This window comes from Variovorax sp. GW460-12-1-14-LB1 (genome assembly GCF_059423605.1).
Genome location: NZ_JBWKYF010000106.1, coordinates 1 through 17,244 on the forward strand (window position 1 = coordinate 1; position 17,244 = coordinate 17,244).

Here is a 17,244-nt window from a genome sequence, read left to right on the forward strand (position 1 = left end):
CCCCGTGGACGCGCAACTACCCGCCCGGCATGCGCTGGGACGCCGACCTGCCCGTCAAGCCTGTGCAGCAGATGCTCGACGAGGCGGTCGCGCGCTGGCCCGACCATTCGGCCGTCGAGTTCATGGGCCAGTCGCTCAGCTACCGCCAGCTTGGTGACGCGGTCGACCGCGCCGCCAAGGGCCTGCAGGACCTGGGCGTGAAGCCGGGCGTGCATGTCGGCCTGTACCTGCCGAACACGCCGCACTATCCGATCGCCTTCTTCGCCGTGCTCAAGGCCGGCGGCACGGTGGTGAACTACTCGCCGCTGGACGCCGAGCGCGTGCTGGCCCACAAGATCGAGGACAGCCGCACCGACATCCTCGTCACGCTCGACCTCGTGAACCTGTACCCGCTGATGGCGCGCCTGCTCGACAGCTCGCGCCTGAAGACGCTGGTGGTCGGCAGCCTCGGCGACTACGGCGCGGCGGGCGACAAGGTGCAGGCGCAGCTGCAGGGAGCCGGCCAGATCGCACCGGTGCCCACCGACGACCGGCACGTGCGCTTCACCGACCTGCTCAAGAGCGAAGGCACGCACCAGACCTATCCGCTGGGCGACCTCGCCGAAGAGATCGTCGTGCTGCAGTACACCGGCGGCACCACCGGCCTGCCCAAGGGCGCGATGCTCACGCACGCCAACCTCACGTCGGCCTCGGCGCAGTACTACGAATCGACGCGAGGCGAGCCGCCGATCCTCGACGAAGGCAAGGAGCGCTTCCTGGTCGTGCTGCCGCTGTTCCACATCTTCGCGCTCAGCGCCGCGATGCTGCTGGGCGTGCGCCTGGGCGCGGCGCTGGTGCTGCACACGCGCTTCGATGTCGATGCGGTGATGAACGAACTCGCGGCCAGCAAGATCAGCGTGTTCCCCGGCGTGCCGACGATGTACACCGCCATCCTTTCGCACCCCAAGGCGAAAGAAATGGACCTGCGCTCGCTGAAGTTCTGCGGCTCGGGCGGCGCGCCGCTGCCGGTGGAGGTGGAGCAGCGCTTCTTCGAACTCACCGGCTGCCACCTCAACGAAGGCTGGGGCATGACCGAGACCTCGCCCGTGGGCACCTTCACGCCCGCGCGCGGCGTGCGCAAGGCGGGCTCGTGCGGCATGCCGCTGCCGCGCGTGCGCATCAAGCTCGTGAGCCTGGACGACCCGACGAAGGACGTGACCGCGTTCGGCGAGCCCGGCGAGCTGTGCGTGCAGGGCCCGAACGTCATGAAGGGCTACTGGAACAACCCCAAGGCCACCGCCGAATCGATGACCGCCGACGGCTACTTCCGCAGCGGCGACGTCGCGAAGATGGACGCCGACGGCTACCTGTACATCGTCGACCGCACCAAGGACATGCTGCTGTGCGGCGGCTACAACGTGTACCCGCGCGTGCTCGAGGAGGCGGTGTACGAACACCCGTCGGTGGCCGAGGTCTGCGTGATCGGCGTGCCCGACGAGTACCGCGGCCAGTCGCCGAAGGCCTTCGTGAAACTGAAGGACGGCGCGGACGAACTCACGCTCGACACGCTCAAAAGCTTCCTTAAGAACCGCCTGGGCAAGCACGAGATGATCGGCGCGCTCGAGATCCGCGCCGAGCTGCCCAAGACCGCCGTGGGCAAGCTCTCGAAGAAGGACCTCGTGGACGAGGAAGCCCGCAAGCGGGCCTGACCTTTACGACTTCTTCTGGCCGAACGCTTCGGCCAGCAGCTCGTACGAGCGCAGCCGGGCCGCATGGTCGAACACCTGCGAGGTGATCATGAGTTCGTCGGCACCCGTGCGCGCCACGAACGCTTCCACGCCCTGCTTCACGGTCTCGACCGAGCCCACGGCCGAGCACGACAGCACCGAGTCGAGCAGCGCGTTCTCGGCCGGGCCGACCTTCTGGCGGTAGTTCTCCACCGGCGGCGGCAGGCGACCCGGACGGCCGCTGCGCAGGTTCACGAAGGCCTGCTGCCACGAGGTGGCGCGGAACTCGGCCTCGGCGTCGGTGTCGGCCGCGAACACGTTGAAGCCCAGCATCACGTACGGTTTCTGCAGCTGCGCCGAAGGCTTGAAGGTCTCGCGGTAGATCTGGATGGCCTGCATGATCTGCTGCGGCGCGAAGTGCGAGGCAAAGGCATACGGCAGCCCCAGGTGCGCCGCCAGCTGCGCGCCGAAGGTGCTCGAGCCCAGGATCCACACCGGCACCTCGAGCCCCGCGCCGGGCACGGCGCGCACGGCCTGCTGCGGGTTCTTCGACATGAAGTCCATGAGCTCCATCACGTCCTGCGGGAACTGGTCGGCGTCCGACTCCAGGTTGCGCCGCAGCGCGCGCGCGGTGCGCTGGTCGGAGCCGGGCGCGCGGCCCAGGCCCAGGTCGACGCGCCCCGGGTACAGCGACTCCAGCGTGCCGAACTGCTCGGCGATCACCAGCGGCGAGTGGTTGGGCAGCATCACGCCGCCGGCGCCGATGCGGATGGTGGAAGTGCCCGCGCCCACGTGCGACAGCAGCACGGCCGTGGCCGCGCTCGCGATGCCCGGCATGCCGTGGTGCTCGGCCAGCCAGTAGCGCGTGTAGCCCAGCTTCTCGCCGTGCTGCGCCAGCGACAGCGAGTTGCGGAACGACTGCGCGGCATCGCTGCCTTCGGTGATCGGGGAAAGGTCGAGGATCGAAAGCGGAATCATGGCGCGATCATGGCGCGAACCGCCCGATGCCGTCACGCGCGGGGCTATTCGGTTTGGTATAGCGTCGCGACGCTCGCGAAGTCGCGCCCGTGCTGCGTCACGTGGACCTGGAAGGGCACGCTCTCGCCCGGCGCGATGGCCGGCAGGTTCTCGATCAGCTTGAAGCCGGTCAGCTGGTCGTTGCGGTCGCGCAGGCTGACCCACAGGCGCACCTTGGCCGCGATGGCCGTGCCGGGGTTCTTCACCGTGCCCGTGACCTCCACGCTCTTGTAGGTGAAGCGCTGGCTGAAGTTGAGCAGCACGCTGCCGGTGCCGGCCTGGGTGCCCGTCACCTGCACCTCCAGCGGCTTGCGCGGGCCGGGCAGTGCGGCGCGGCGCATCGGCTTCCACTCGACGCGGGTCTGCGTGATGCGGTCCACGGCCTTGGGCTCCAGCAGGACCGGAAAACGCTCGCCCGGGTACAGGGAGGCCAGCGCATCGAGGCGCGTGGTGCCGTCGGCCGTGCTGCCGCCGAAGCGCGAGATCACGGCGCCGGGCGAAATGGCGATGGCGTCGGTGCTGCGGTTCACCAGCTCGGTCATGAACAGCGGCCGCTGGATCGTGCTGCGCCCCGCCACCAGTGGCAGCAGTTCGAGCTGCCGCGGGTCGAAGCGCTCGCTGTCGTCGGCCAGCAGGTCTTCGGTGCCCAGCCGCAGGTCGGGGTGGAAAGCCTCCGGCGCGCCGGCCGTGCGGATCACGCGGTCGGCGCTCAGCACCGTCGTGCGCGCGCCCGAGGGCGTGACGGTGCGGTAGCCGATGCGGTAGTCCCACGCCGCGATGGCGGCGCCGCGGCCGAAGCGGCTGAGATCGACATCGATCGCCGTGCGTGCGCCGGGCGCCAGCTCGGACCCCGGCGCATGGCCGCGCCCGACGCCGATCACCTGGCCCGCGTCGTCGTACAGCGTGACCAGCGCCTCGATGCTGCCGAACGCCGGCGCACCCGGGGCGCCCGCATGCGCGAGGCGCCCGACCAGGCGCACGCGCTCGCCCTGCTGCACCAGCCGCAGGCGCGAGAACGCCAGGCGCGGCCCTTCGGCGGCGCTGCGGGGTTCGGACAGCTTCTCGACCGTCACGTCCTGCCGCGTGACGTTCTGGCCCGAGGGCAGGTCGACCAGCACGGGCGCGGACTCGCCGGGCATCAGCACGTCGATCGGCAGGGATTCGCTGCGCTCGTTCAGCCGCGTGTCGCCGTCGTGGAACACCACCTTCAGGCCGGGCCGCTCGAGCGGCCGGCCGGTTTCGTTGCGCGCCAGCACCAGGAGCTTCGGCCGCTCGCCGACCAGCACCTGGCGCGGCTCGGACAGCTTCAGGCCGTCGGTCGCGATGGTGCGCTCGACGATCGCGCGCGCCACCGAAGGCGCATCGCTGCGCTTGCCGGAGCCGAACAGCATCATCGCGACCTGGACGGCCACCGCCACGCCGAGAAAGCCGATCACGACGAAGCCGATCGTGCGCACCATCTGCTTCTGGCGCAGCGCCTGTTCGGCGGCGATCTGCTGGCCGGCGTGGTGCTTGACCTGCTGCAGCACGCGCTCGAGGCGGTCGGACACGTCGTCTTCCACCAGCGACATCGAGCCGCAGTGCGCGCAGGTGTATTCGTTCAGGCCGGTGCGGCGCAGCGCGCTGCTGCCGCACTCGCCGCATTTGAGGGTCTGCAGGTCGATGCTCATGTGTCTTCTTTTCTTTTTCCCTTACCAGCCGAACACGTCGACGACGTTTTCGGCCGCCGCCGCACTGCCCAGCAGCGGCACGAGGCGCTCGACCAGGCGCGCGCGGTGCACCGGGTCGACCTCGCAGTCGTCCTCGTCGGTGAAGATGGCGTCGCCCGCTTCGTCCCACACCTGGCCGATGGTGCCCAGGCAGGCGGCCATCTCGAAGATGTCGGCGAAGAGCGGTTCGTCTTCCTCCCAGGCGCCCGTGCCGTGCATCGCGAACTGGATCGCGCCGGTGCGCAGGTCGAAGATGAACGGATCGGCGCCCTGGTCGGCCACCACCAGCCAATGGTCGGGCCAGTCGGCGATGCGCTCGCCGGTGATGCCGTGCCAGCGGTAGCCCGCCTGCAGCTGCCACAGGCGCGAGAGCGCGGGAATGCTGAACGGGTTGCCGGTGGTCGGCACCGTGAGGCCGGCATAGCCCACGCGCTCGTTGACCCATTCGCCGAGCGGGCCGACCTGTTCATAGAAGGTGGCGAGGGCGGCGGGCAAGGCCAGCTCGCCGCGCCAGTGCTCGGCGGCGGATTGCGGCGCCAGCGCGCCATGGGAAGCCAGGGCCGCGCGGGCCTGTTCGATCGATGCCACGGGGGTTGTTCTCCGTTCAGGTCAGGCGGGCGGCTTGCTGCAATGCGGTGCGCAGTGCGTCGATGTCGCCGGGTGCGACCTCGTGCACGCCCGGCACGCCGGCCAGGCCGGCCAGGCCGCAGGCCGTCGATGCCACCACGGGCACGCCGGCCGCCACGGCGCGCAGCAATGCGCGCGGTGCGTGCTCGACGTGCGCGGGCAGCACGACGACGCTCGCACCGGCCAGCCAGTCGCCCTGCCAGTTCATGTGTTGAATGTGTTCGATGCCCTGCCAGAGCCGCGCGTCGTCCGACGGTGCGCCGAGCACGCGCAGGCGGCACGGCCAGCCTTGCAGCGCGGCGGCGAGCTCGCGTGCGCCCTTGCGCGCCAGTGCGCTGGCGGCGAACACGACGAGCGGTGGTTCTTCGCGCTTGCCGTGCGTGGCCTTCACCTGCGGCAGCGCCCAGTCGAGCCGCTGCAGCGTGGCCTGCGGCGCGCACGTCGCCATGGCTTGCGCCACGGCGGCATGCGGCGTGACGACGACCGCCGCGCGCGCGAGCGCCAACGCTTCGTCGCGCACCAGCGATGCATCGGCGCGGAAGTCGCGCAAGGTGGCGTCGCCGGGCCAGCGCTGCGACGCGGCATCGAGCTGCTTTTCAATGTCGGCCATCGGCAAGGCGCCGGCCAGCACGGTGATGCGGCGTCCGTCGAGCGCGCCGAGGCGCTGCAGGTGCGGCAGCAGCGACTGCTCGACCACCAGGTGCGTGTGCGAAGGCGCCAGCCGCGCGGCAAAGGCCTGCGCGAGCCAGCGCTGGCCGTCGATCAGGCTGGCCTGGCGTCGGCCCGCCTGCCGCGCCCAGAGCCGCTGCCACACGGCACGGCGCAGGCTCGCGGCCCATGCGGTGGTCACCGGTTCGTTCGTCGCGGGCTCGCGATGCCAGCCGGCAGCAGGCACGCGCCAGAACGCGAGCCGCAGCGGCACGGGCTGCATGCGCTGCGCCTGCGGATGCGCATCGCGCAGGTGGCGTGCGAACTCCGGCGTCCAGCCATCGACGAGCACGGCGGTGCGCCCTTCGGCGCCGACATCGACCGGCGGACGGTGGCGGAAGCACGCCGTCTGGTCGCAGCTCAGGCAGCCGCGCGCCAGCGGCAGCGCGGTGGGCGCGTCGTCGTTCGTGCGCCGCAGCGTGACGGGCTCGGCCGGCACCGCCAGCGGCGTGCGCGCGCGGATGCGCACCACGAGCTCGGTGTCGGTCAACGCCACTTCGAGCCGCCAGGCGTGCCGGGCGCGCAGCTTGACGTCGACGTAGTTCCAGAACACCGTCGCATCGACGGCATCGCCGTCCGGCGCATCCGCCTGCTCGATGCGCGCCGTGTGGCCGTGGCGCTCGACCAGCTCGAAGCCCGCGCGCACGGCCACGGTGGCCAGGGCGTTCGACAGCTGGCACAGCCCGCCGGCCAGCGTCGGCACCACGCAGCCGCCGCGCACCTCGCGCCCGACCACGAAGCCGCGCCCGGCGCCCGGTCGCCCCAGCTGGCGCCAGAAGCTCAGCACTTCGCCGGCCGGCACCTCGATGGCGTCGAAGGCCGGCCGCGCCACGCGCAGGTTGTGCACCTTGCCGGCGACCAGCGGGAATTCATCGGCCCGGCCGTCGGACCACAAGGGAGTTCGGTGCTGCGCGAGCACCGGCGCGTCAGCCAGAGTGTGCGCGCCGCTGGGCCAGCGCCGGGCCGAGGGCCGCAGGGTTTCGCGCAGGGCGTGGGCCGTGGCGAGCAGCCGCGAGCGCAGCCAGAAGTCGATCGCGTCGATGCGGCGCGGCGGCTGCCAGGCCTGCGCACTCACGCGGCGGGGCCTCGCTTGCGCCATTGGCCGAGGTCGGCTTCGATGCGCTCGTTGATGTTGCCGCTCCATTGCGCGCCGAAGCCGGCGTCGCGCAACAGCTCGACGATGCGGCGGCCGACCACGACGGTGTTGGCTTCGCGCTGCGCGATCTCGGGGATCATGCCGCCGCTGAAGGCGAGGTACAGGCGGCCGGAGCGCACGGCGCCGTCCAGGTCCTGTGCGTGATAGAAGCAGCAGCCGCGGATGCCGGACTCGAGCCGGCCCGCCGCACGCCACTGCTCGCGCACGTCGTCGTGCCCGTCGGACAGCGTGTTGCCCGCGCGGTGCAGGGCGATGATCTTTTCGCTGCGCAGCTGCGCGAACACGGCCTCGAGCCGGTCGTACTCGGTCTGCGCGGGCCATTGCGCCTCGGCGGCGCGCTTGGCGGCGCAAGCTCGCGTGGTTTCGGCCTTGATCCAGGCGCGGTCCTCGGGCGTGAGCTCATCGGGATCGAGGTACTCGTCGGTGATCATCCAGCCGATGTCGGCATCGGCATGGAAGCCGCTCCACACCAGGTCGTGGATGCGTCCGCGCGTGTCTTCGGGGTCGAGAGTGAGGGCCATGCGTAGTGGGTCGTCGCTTGGTTGGCGACGGATCGTGCTTTCATTTTTCGCGGTCGGAACGACGCTCGATTCTCGCGTGTCCGCACCACGGCGATGCGTTAATGCGAAAGCATGCGCTCTGGCGGCCATCCCTCCCGCGCCCAAATCATGAGGGATGCGCAAGGCCAAGGCAATGTGACTTTCGGCCAAGAATTCACGGTCATGGCCCATGAAAAAAGCCGGCCCTGCGTTGGCAGGGCCGGCTTTCATCAAGACCTGGAACGCTCGCCGATCCCGTCGGCGAAGCGTTCTGGCTGTTGCTTACAGCGGCAGTGCGTCGCCGTGGGCGGCAGCGCGGGCTGCGGCGCGAACCGCGGCGCGGTCGACGGTGCTGGCGACGATCGGGGCCACGCCCGACGAAGCGCCTTCGGCGTACGGGTCGGCGCTGTGTGCGGCGGCGACAGCGTCGGCACGCACGGCAGCGCGGCTGGCGGTCGAGACGATCACTTGCGCGGGGCCTGCGTTGGCGCCGGTGGCGTAGGGGTTGGCGCTGTGCGCGGCCACGACGGCTTGGGCGGCAACGTCGGCGCGGCTGGCGGCCGAGGTCAGTTGATGCACGCCTTCATAGCTTTCGGCATGGGCGGCGCCGGCAACGGCCATCAGGGCAACAGCAACGGCGGAGAGGATCTTCGAGGCGGTCATTTGGATTTCTTCCTTCTTCAATTCAGTTCAAGTTCTTGCTTCGGATGTCGAACCGGTCTTGGGTGGGTCACCGCCCCTCTGTTCTTTTTCGGAGGGCGGCCACCTCGCTCGGGGCCCTGTTCACCCAGATCAGCTTTGAGGGCTGGTCCGTGAGATGAATTGTGCGCCTCGATCTAGGTAAAAACCCGTAGCAAAACGAACCGCGGTGTTCACGGATTCGAAACAATTGAAGGGCAGTGAACGAGCTTCAGGCGTTCGCGACCGCACTGCCAAAGAGCGCCAACGCCGGGGCGATCCGCTCGGCGGGCGTGTTGCCGAACCCGAAGACGAAGCCGGTGCGGACCTGCTCGCTCAGGCAGTAGGCGGAGATCGCGGGCACGTCGATGCGGTGCGCCAGCAGCGCCTGGGAAACCGCCGCATCGTCGATCGGCGTGCGCGAGATGGCCGACAGGTGCAGCCCCGAGCCGGTGGTCGACAGCTCGAAATCGCGCCCCACCAGCGTCCTGAAGCAGTGCTCCATGAGCTGCGCGCGTTCGCGATAGCGCACGCCCATGCGCCGGATGTGGGCCGCCAGCTGCCCGCTCGCCATGAAGTCGGCCACCACGCCCTGGGTCGGCATGGACGCCTTGAACGAGAAGATCTGCGTGGCGCAGGCGAAGGCGTCCGCCAGGTCGGGCGGGACCACCAGGTAGGCCAGGTTGAGCGCGGGCGAGATGGAACGGTTGAAGTTCCCGATGTAGATGACCCGCCCCCCGTGGTCCAGCGCCGCCAGCGGAGGCAGCGGCCTGCCCCGGAAATGGAAGGCGTTGTTGAAGTCGTACTCGATCACCCAGGCATTGCGCTCGTGCGCCCACTGCAGGAGCGAGAGGCGCCGCTCCAGCGGCATCGTGCTGCCGAAGGGGAACTGATTGGTGGGCGACGCCACGATCAGCCGCGCGTCGGGCGCATGGCTGTCGAACCGGCTGCTGTCCAGGCCCTGCAGGTCGATGGGCACGGGCACCAGGTCCGCGCCGAAGCCCATCAAGGCGGCAAGCCGGGTGATGTAGCCGGGGTCTTCCACGATGATGCGGTCGCCGTGGTCGGTCAGCACCTGGCCTGCCAGCACGAAGCCCTGCGTCGTGCCGTCGACCACGAGCACCTGGTCCGGCAGGCAGGAAATGCCGTGTGCCTCGCCCACATAGTCCGCGATCTGCTGGCGCAGTTCGGGCAGCCCCATCGGCGAGCCGTAGCCCAGCTCCGCGGCCGGCGCCGAGCGCCAGTACTGCGACGAGACCTTGGCGAACTGCTCGAACGGCAGCTGGTCGAGCGCGGGCACGGTCGGGCTGAGGTCGAACGTGGCATTGCGCTCGGGCGGCAGCGCCAGTTCGGACATCGCCTGCGCGCGCCGCGAGATGTGCCGGGGCGCCGGCGCGGCGGCAGGGGCGTTCGACGGTGCCCCGGCCGGCGCGCTGCGCTCCTCGGGCAGCACGGCGGCAATGTAGGTGCCCGCCCCGACGCGGCCGCTGACATAGCCCTCGGCCAGCAGCCGTTCGTAGACCAGGACCACGGTGTTGCGCGACACGCCGAGTTCCGCGGCCAGCTGGCGGGTGGGCGGCAGCCGCGAGTTCTTGGAGATCCGCCCCTGCACGATGGCCTGGCGGATCTGCTCGAACACCTGGACGTGCAGCGGATCGGAGCCGCTGCGGTCCAGCGAGAGCGAACTCCAGGTCGGGTAGTTGAAGTGCCGCGGCATACGAGATCTCCATGCCGCCCGTGCCGGACAGGGCTGCGGCGGCCTTCGAATATACGGCCCGGTCGCCCGCGCTAGGCGCCCGCAAGCATGCGCAGGACCTCCTCGTGGCGGCGGGGGTTGCCCGACGCGACCAGCCGGTTGCCGGAGTAGATCGTGAGCGGGCGCCCCTCCCAATCGGTGATGACGCCGCCGGCGCCCTCGATCACCGGCACCAGCGCGCAGTAGTCGACCTCGCGGTGGCGGCCGCAGTCGATGCCGATGTCGATCGTTCCGTTGGCGATGCAGCCGTACGCATAGCAGCTCGATCCGTACACGCACCACTTGGCGGCGCTGCGCAGCGTCTCGAACGCCTCGCGCTCGCGCGGACCGAAGGGCTCCGGGTTGCTGCACGACACCAGCGCGTCGGCCAGCGACGGGCACTCGCGGCTGCGGATGCGCTGGCCGTTGAAGGTGGACGGCTGGCCCTGCGCCCCGGCCCATCGGTCGTTGGTGATGGGGTGGTCGATCACGCCGATGATCGGCGTGCCGTGGCGCGCCAGCGAAATCAGCGTTCCGTAGATGGGAATGCCCGTGATGAAGGCCTTGGTGCCGTCGATCGGGTCGAGCACCCAGACGTACTCGGCGTCGAGGTCCTGGCCCTCGAACTCCTCGCCGAGGATGCCGTGCGAGGGATAGCGGTGGCGGATCAGCGTGCGCAGCGTCTGCTCGACATGCTTGTCCACGACGGTGACGGGGCTGTCGTCCTCCTTGGACTCGAAGCCCCTGCGGCTGTACAGGTTCTCGCGCAGGATGGCGCCGCTGGCGTCGGCCAGCCCATGGGCGAAGGCGAGGAATTCGGCCATCGCCGACTCTGGAACGGAAGAAGTGGACACGCGGTCTCCTGGATCAAGTGGGCATGGGCCCGGTGCCGTGCTGCGCCGGCAAGTGGCGAAGATGGCGAGACATGCGGTGCTCCAGCCGCCGCACCAGGTGGTTGGCGGCGAACGCGAAGGCAAGGTAGATCAACCCGGCCGCAATGAAGATCTCGTAGGGGGCGAAGGTGCGCGCCACCAGGGTGTTGGCCACGCCCGTCAGCTCCGAGAGCGTGATGGCGCTGGCCAGCGAGGTGCGCTTGATCGTCTTGATCACCTCGTTGCCGTAGGCCGGCAGCGCCAGCAGCATCGCCCGCGGAAGGATGACGTGGCGGTACAGCGCGCCGAAAGAAAGCCCGAAGGCCTGTCCGGCCTCGACCTCCCCGTGCGGCACCGCCTGGATCGCCCCACGGAAGATGTGCACGGCGTAGGCCGTCGTGTTCAGCACGAAGGTGATGACGGCGCACCAGTACGGCTTGCGCAGGTAGGGCCAGGCCCAGCTGTCGCGCACCGCATCGATCTGGGCAATGCCGTAGTACACGATGAAGATCTGCACCAGCAGCGGCGTTCCCCGGAAGACCTGCGAGAACACCTCGACGGGCCAGCGCAGCCACCAGGCCTTCTGGACGCGCACGATGGCCAGCGGCACCGCCAGCAGCGTCGCGAGCACCATCGTGATCGCGAAGAGTTCCAGCGTGAGCAGCGCGCCCTGCCAGAGCACCGGAAGGCTCTCGACAATGAGTTCGACATCCATGGTCAGGCCGTCCTTTCGCCACGGGCGCCGCGGCGTTCGAGCTGATGCAGCACGAGCGAACTCAGCACGGTCAGCGTGAGGTAGATGGCGCCGGCACTGAGGTAGAAGAACAGGGCGCGGCGCGTGTCGCTGGTGGCCAGTTCGGAGGCCTTCATCAGCTCGCTCAGCCCCACGATGGAGATCAGCGAGGTGTCCTTGAGCGTCGAGATCCAGATGTTGCCCAGGCCCGGCAGCGCCAGCCGCAGCATCTGCGGGCACTGGATCACGAAGAAGATCTGCAGGGTGCCCATGCCCACGGCCATGCCGGCCTCCACCTGCCCGCGGGGAATGGCCGTGAGCGCGCCGCGGAACACCTCCGAGGCGTAGCCGCCGAAGATCAGTGCCAGTGCGAACACACCCGCCGGATACGGCGGGATCTCGACCATGCCCGCGTCGGGCCTGACCAGCGCGAGCAGCCGGCTCAAGACCACCGTGCTGCCGAAGTACACCATCAGGATCAGCAGCAGTTGCGGGATGCCCCGTATCGCCGTGATGTAGGCCTCGGCCAGCCAGCGCACCGCCTTGAAGCGGGACAGGCAGGCCGCCGCGCCCAGAAGCCCCAGCGCGATGCCGAACACCGACGACACCAGCGCCACCTCCACGGTGGTCCAGGCACCTTGCGCGATGGTCGGCCCCCAGCCGTTGAACATGTCCATGGTGTCGTCAGCAGTCGACGAGCGGATTCGGTGGCGCGACGGCGTCAGTGCCAGACCGCGGGCAGCACACTGAAGCTCCAGTACTTCTGGTTGATCGCCTTGAAGGTTCCGTCGGCAAACATGCCCTTGAGCGCCGCGTTGATCTCGTCGCGCAGCGCCGTGGCCCCCTTGGGCAAGCCGACGGCCACGCCTTCGCCCAGGTACTTGGGCGCCTCGATCTCGGGGCTGACGAACTCGTAGTTGCGCCCTTCCGGCTTCTCCAGGAAGTCGGTGCGAACCTTCATCGGACTCACGAGCATGAGGTCGATGCGGCCGGCCACGAGGTCCAGCAGCATGTTCTCGGCCGAGTCGTAGCGCGTGATCTCGACGCCGGAGAACTCGCCCGCAAGGTAGCTGTCGTTCGTGGTGGCCCGCTGCACGCCCACCACCTTGCCCTTGAGCGCGCCCGCGTTGGGCGTGTTGTCGGGCTTCATCGGGAGCAGCCCCCCGTTCTTGCGGCCCACGAAGCGCGCCGTGGAGGCCCGGTACGGAACGGAGAAGTCGATGCTCTTCTTGCGCGTCTCGGTGATCGAGAGGCTCGAGGCGACGATGTCGATCTTCCTGGAAAGCAGCGCGGGAATCAGCCCGTCGAACCCCAGGCAGACGAACTGCACGTTGGCGTTCATCCGCCGCCCGATCTCGCGGGCGATGTCGATCTCGAAACCCTTCAGCTCGCCCGACGCATCGCGGTAGTTGAAGGGCGGATAGGTGCACTGCACCCCGGCCTTGATCTCGCGGCCCATGGCGGCGACGGAGCACGCGGCCAGCAGGCCTGCGAACAACCATTTCTTCATTTCGTCTCCAGTTCTTGGTTCGTGATGTCGTGGCTACAGAACGCTGTCGAGGAACTTGCGGCAACGCTCGCTGCGCGGGTTGCCGAACACGTCGGCAGGCGCCCCGCGTTCCTCGATCTTTCCCTTGTGCAGGAAGGCGACCTCGGTCGAGACCTCGCGTGCGAACGCCATCTCGTGGGTGACCATCACCATGGTGCGCCCCTCCTCGGCGAGCAGGCGGATCACCTTCAGCACCTCGCCCACGAGCTCGGGGTCGAGCGCGGACGTGGGCTCGTCGAACAGCAGCAGCTTGGGCTCCATCGCCAGCGCGCGGGCGATGGCGCAGCGCTGCTGCTGGCCGCCCGAGATGTGGGCCGGATAGTGCCGCAGCCGGTCGCCGAGCCCGACCTTCGCGAGCAGCGCTTCGGCCCGTTCCGTCGCTTCGCGGCGCGACAGCCCCAGCACCTTCATGGGCGGCATGGCCACGTTCTCCAGCACGGTCATGTGGCTCCACAGGTTGAAGTTCTGGAACACCATGCCGATGCCCGCGCGCAACCGGTTCACCTGGCTCTTGCTGGCAGGGCTCGCCTGCCCTGCCGACGACCGGCGCATGCGGATCTCCTCGCCATCGATGGCGACGGTGCCGGCGTCGGGCACTTCGAGCAGGTTGAGGCAACGCAGGAAGGTGCTCTTGCCCGAGCCGCTGGCGCCGATGAGCGTGACCACGTCGTGCTCGTGGGCGCACAGGTCGATGCCGCGCAGCACGTCCAGCGCGCCGAAGCGCTTCTCGATGCCGGTGGCAGACACGATCTGCCTGCCTTGTTGTCGTTGGGGGTCGCTCAAGTGAGTTCCTTTTGAACGGTGCTGGCGCTTCGCCTAGAAGGTCCCGGGATAGGCCCCGCCGTCGAGCAGCAGATTCTGTGCGTTGATGTAGCCGGCATGGGCGCTGCACAGGAAGGCGCAGGCGCGGCCGAACTCCATCGGATCGCCGAAGCGCGCGGCCGGGCTGCGGCCCTGCCATTCGGTCTGCTCGGCCTCGAACGAGCGACCCGACCCGGCCGCGGCAGCCTCCACCGTGGCGCGCAGGCGGTCGGTGGCGAACGAGCCGGGCAGCAGGTTGTTGATGGTGACGTTGCGATGCGCCGTGCGTCGCGCCAGGCCCGCCACGAAACCGGTGAGCCCGCTGCGCGCGCCGTTGGACAGGCCCAGGATGTCGATGGGCGCCTTCACCGAGGACGAGGTGATGTTGACGATGCGGCCGAAGCCGCGCGCCATCATGCCGTCCACCGTTGCCTTGATCAGCTCGATGGGCGTCAGCATGTTGGCGTTGAGTGCCACCATCCAGTCGTCGCACGTCCATTGGCGGAAGTCGCCCGGCTTGGGGCCTGCAGCATTGGTCACCAGGATGTCCGGCGCGGGGCAGGCCTCGAGGACGAGCGCCCGCCCCTGCACCGTGGTGACGTCGGCGGCCACCGTGCGCACGTGCACGCCGGTGGCCTCGCGAATTTCATTGGCGGTGGCCTCGAGCGCCTGCGCGCCGCGCGCCACGATGGTGAGCGATGCGCCGTCTTCCGCCAGTGCGAACGCGCACGCCCGACCCAGCCCCTTGCTCGCGGCGCACACCAGCGCCATCTTGCCCTTGATTCCCAGATCCATGGAGACCTCTTGCTTCAGATGAAGTTCGCGGCGACCGTGCCGAAGCGGTCGAACGAGGAATGCACCTGCATGCCCTGCGAGGCGCGGTACTGCCGTGTGAAGGACCCGGACATCACCTGCATCCCCGCCTCCAGCGCCAACCCGAATTCGGCCAGCTTGTTCGCCAGCCACAGCACCGAGAGCAGCCCGCCGCCCTGCATGACCGCCGAGCCGGAGGCCGTCTCGCTGACGGCGCCGTCGACCTGCACCGTCACGTTGGCGCCGGCCAGGTCGCGGTTGTCGGCCGTCAGCGGCACGGCCGCCCCCGTCACATAGGCCTTCTGCTGCGCGTTGTCCGCCATGGCCAGCGCCAGGTTGCCGGCAAACGGACCGCGGACCTCCACGATCTCCAGGGCCGGTGCCGCATGCGTCACGGCGGCAGCGACCTCCTCCAGGCTCACGCCGGGTCCGCGCAGCGTCTTGCCGATGGTCAGGCACAGCTCGTTCTCGAAGCCCGGCGCGATCAGCTCGGAAAAGCGATAGGCCTGGCCGCTCGCATGCCGGCCGCTTTCCAGCAGATAGCCGAAGCAGGGCTCGTGCACCTGCTGCTGCACGCGCATGGCCTCGGCGGTGAGGCCGACCTTCCAGCCCGTCTGCCGCTCGCCCCTGGCCAGGCGCTTGTGCAACAGGGCCAGCTGCACTTCGTAGCCCTGCTGCAGGGAGAACTTCCCGGCCCATTCCGACGGCATGTGGCGTCCGTCCTCCATGGCTTGCCAAAGGGCGCCCGCAATGTCTTGGGTGTTCATCGCATCCTCATCGTGTGGTTGGGTGGTGTTCCAGGTAGGCGGCCAGGCGCCGAACGCCGTCGTCCAGGCGCGGCGTGCCGCTGGCATAGCACCAGCGCAGGTAGCCTTCGCCCTCGGGGCCGAAGGCCACGCCGGGCGCCAGCCCCAGCCCGGCCTCGGCCACGAGCTGCTTGCAGAACGCGAGGCTGTCCGTGACGCCTTCGACACGGAAGAAGGTGTACATCGCACCGCGGGCGGGCGCGGCGAGCTCGACCCCCGGAACGCTCCCCAGGCGCGCCGCCAGGTGGTCCCTGCCCTGGCGCAGCCGCTCGACCGTCCGGGCAATGGCGTCTTCCCCGTGCGCCAGGGCGACCACCCCCGCCGCCTGCACGAAGGGCGGCGCGCAGGTGCTGCTGTACTCGATCAGCTTGCCGATGTCGCCCAGCATCGCCGGCGGCACGACGATCCAGCCCAGGCGCCATCCGGTCATGCGCCAGGCCTTGGAAAAGGAGTTGCAGCTGATGACCCGGTCCTCGGGCGTCGCGATGTCCAGGAAGGACGGCGCGCACGGCGCATCGAAGCTGATGCGCTGGTAGACATCGTCGCTGACGATCCAGATGCCCAGGCGCCGGCAGTGCGCGAGGATGGCTTCCTGCGCCTCGCGCGAAAGGGTCCAGCCCGTCGGGTTGTTGGGCGCGTTCAGCAGCAGCGCGCGGGTGCCCGGCCGAAGCGCTTCCAGAAGGCGCTGCTCGTCGAGCACCCACCCCGCCGCGGTGAACTGCAATGCGACGGTCTCCACGTGCGCGCCCAGCACCTTGGGCATCTCGACCAGGTTGGGCCACAACGGCGTCACGGCCACGACGCGGTCGCCGGGGTTCAGCAGCGCCTGCAGGGCCAGCATCAGCGCATGCGTGCCCGAACTCGTCACCGCCACCCGTTCAACGCCGATCGGGCCATGCCAGCGCGACAGGTACCGGGCGATCTCCTCGCGCAACGCGGGCTCGCCCAGCGTCTGGACGTAGAAGGTGCGCCTGTTCTCGAGGGCTGCGATCGCAGCGCCGCAGATCTCGTCCGGCGTCTCCTCGTCGGGCTCGCCGAACCAGAAAGGCAGGATGTCCTTGCGGTCCATGCCTGCATTGGCGACCTCGCGGATCTTCGAGGACCGCAGGGCCTGGACTTCGGCGCGTGCGACGGTCGATGGCGGGCAGTGGGAGGCGGCGCTCTGCATGTCGTGCTTGTCTCGGTGTTCTATGGCCTGCATGCTCCGACGCCGCACGGTGCGGGACAAGGACCAATTCCGTGCGCCGAAGCGGACCAATCGCGGCGAACCGGCCGACGGCGATCCGCGCGGCCCCCTGCGGCCACTCCGACGTCCGCAGACAGCGTGGCCGTGCGACGCCCTGCTTCTTCGCGACGGCCGACCATCTCCGGCGATGCGCTGCTGAACGGCGCTATTCAGCAGAACGGCCGGAGCCAATGGGTTGATTGCCGCCGGGAATTGCCCCTCTGAACACAGTCATTGCCGTCGAAAAGGGACTCACGTCAAACGCTTCCCCTGCGCTCAACGGCCAGACGAACAAAGAGGCTGCGCTTCCTTGGCAAAACAGCACTTTCCCGGGCACGACCGCCCATGGAGAGAATTCGAAATAAAAAGTGCAAAAAAAGGCCTGCCTTCGAAAAGGCAGGCCTTCATTGAAAAGCTCAAGGAGCCGGTTTCAGAACGGAATGTCGTCGTCCATGTCGTCGAAGCCCGACGACGACTTGGCCGGCGCCTGGCGCGGCGCCGGTGCCGGGGCACGCGGTGCGGCTGCGGGAGCACGCGGGGCGTAACCGCCACCGCCGCCACCACCACCAC

16 protein-coding genes and 1 pseudogene are annotated in these 17,244 nt (G+C 69.4%); 1 reads left to right on the forward strand and 16 read right to left on the reverse strand.

Annotated features, from left to right (window positions below; all coding sequences use genetic code 11):
* On the forward strand, positions 1–1,688 hold a 1,688-nt coding region (locus AC07Y4_RS30575; RefSeq protein ID WP_495275531.1), incomplete at its 5' end, for a long-chain-fatty-acid--CoA ligase.
* 3 nt (positions 1,689–1,691) lie between these two features.
* Here AC07Y4_RS30575 and AC07Y4_RS30580 read toward each other — a convergent pair.
* The 16 genes and pseudogenes from AC07Y4_RS30580 to AC07Y4_RS30655 form a co-directional block, all read right to left on the reverse strand.
* Positions 1,692–2,684 carry an LLM class flavin-dependent oxidoreductase gene (locus tag AC07Y4_RS30580; RefSeq protein ID WP_390347148.1) on the reverse strand — a complete coding sequence of 331 codons (993 nt, stop codon included), beginning with the start codon at positions 2,682–2,684 and terminating at the stop codon, positions 1,692–1,694.
* A gap of 44 nt (positions 2,685–2,728) precedes the next feature.
* Complete coding sequence (locus AC07Y4_RS30585; protein WP_487848782.1) at positions 2,729–4,393, reverse strand: FxLYD domain-containing protein; 1,665 nt, start codon at positions 4,391–4,393, stop codon at positions 2,729–2,731.
* Positions 4,394–4,414: 21 nt separating this feature from the next.
* Complete coding sequence (locus tag AC07Y4_RS30590; RefSeq protein ID WP_487848783.1) at positions 4,415–5,020, reverse strand: hypothetical protein; 606 nt, start codon at positions 5,018–5,020, stop codon at positions 4,415–4,417.
* 16 nt (positions 5,021–5,036) lie between these two features.
* Positions 5,037–6,842, reverse strand: coding sequence for a VanW family protein (locus AC07Y4_RS30595; protein ID WP_487848784.1), 1,806 nt, complete (start codon positions 6,840–6,842; stop codon positions 5,037–5,039).
* Positions 6,839–7,444, reverse strand: coding sequence for a DUF6891 domain-containing protein (locus tag AC07Y4_RS30600; RefSeq protein WP_062480476.1), 606 nt, complete (start codon positions 7,442–7,444; stop codon positions 6,839–6,841). Before AC07Y4_RS30600 ends, AC07Y4_RS30595 begins: the two co-directional genes overlap by 4 nt.
* A 300-nt stretch (positions 7,445–7,744) precedes the next feature.
* Positions 7,745–8,125, reverse strand: coding sequence for a hypothetical protein (locus tag AC07Y4_RS30605; protein ID WP_062480474.1), 381 nt, complete (start codon positions 8,123–8,125; stop codon positions 7,745–7,747).
* Positions 8,126–8,372: 247 nt separating this feature from the next.
* Positions 8,373–9,857 carry a MocR-like pyridoxine biosynthesis transcription factor PdxR gene (gene pdxR, locus AC07Y4_RS30610; protein WP_487848785.1) on the reverse strand — a complete coding sequence of 495 codons (1,485 nt, stop codon included), beginning with the start codon at positions 9,855–9,857 and terminating at the stop codon, positions 8,373–8,375.
* Between the two features lie 71 nt (positions 9,858–9,928).
* Complete coding sequence (locus tag AC07Y4_RS30615) at positions 9,929–10,729, reverse strand: inositol monophosphatase family protein (protein ID WP_206167823.1); 801 nt, start codon at positions 10,727–10,729, stop codon at positions 9,929–9,931.
* A gap of 13 nt (positions 10,730–10,742) precedes the next feature.
* The gene (locus AC07Y4_RS30620; RefSeq protein ID WP_062480468.1) at positions 10,743–11,462 is read right to left on the reverse strand and encodes an ABC transporter permease; all 720 of its coding nucleotides are present in this window, start codon (positions 11,460–11,462) and stop codon (positions 10,743–10,745) included.
* Positions 11,463–11,464: 2 nt separating this feature from the next.
* Entirely contained in the window at positions 11,465–12,157 is a 693-nt protein-coding gene (locus tag AC07Y4_RS30625; RefSeq protein WP_062480466.1) for an ABC transporter permease, read from the reverse strand.
* Between the two features lie 44 nt (positions 12,158–12,201).
* Entirely contained in the window at positions 12,202–12,990 is a 789-nt protein-coding gene (locus tag AC07Y4_RS30630) for a transporter substrate-binding domain-containing protein (RefSeq protein ID WP_095950686.1), read from the reverse strand.
* 33 nt (positions 12,991–13,023) lie between these two features.
* On the reverse strand, positions 13,024–13,812 hold the full coding sequence (locus tag AC07Y4_RS30635) for an ABC transporter ATP-binding protein (RefSeq protein ID WP_070063414.1): 789 nt from the start codon (positions 13,810–13,812) through the stop codon (positions 13,024–13,026).
* A gap of 33 nt (positions 13,813–13,845) precedes the next feature.
* Complete coding sequence (locus tag AC07Y4_RS30640) at positions 13,846–14,625, reverse strand: SDR family oxidoreductase (protein WP_487848786.1); 780 nt, start codon at positions 14,623–14,625, stop codon at positions 13,846–13,848.
* A 14-nt stretch (positions 14,626–14,639) separates the two neighbouring features.
* Positions 14,640–15,410: a 2-keto-4-pentenoate hydratase gene (locus AC07Y4_RS30645; protein WP_487848787.1), complete on the reverse strand. Its 771-nt coding sequence runs from the start codon at positions 15,408–15,410 to the stop codon at positions 14,640–14,642.
* A 7-nt stretch (positions 15,411–15,417) separates the two neighbouring features.
* Complete coding sequence (locus tag AC07Y4_RS30650) at positions 15,418–16,617, reverse strand: pyridoxal phosphate-dependent aminotransferase (protein WP_487848788.1); 1,200 nt, start codon at positions 16,615–16,617, stop codon at positions 15,418–15,420.
* Positions 16,618–17,104: 487 nt separating this feature from the next.
* Positions 17,105–17,244 (reverse strand): annotated as a pseudogene (locus AC07Y4_RS30655) (single-stranded DNA-binding protein); the annotation flags it as partial.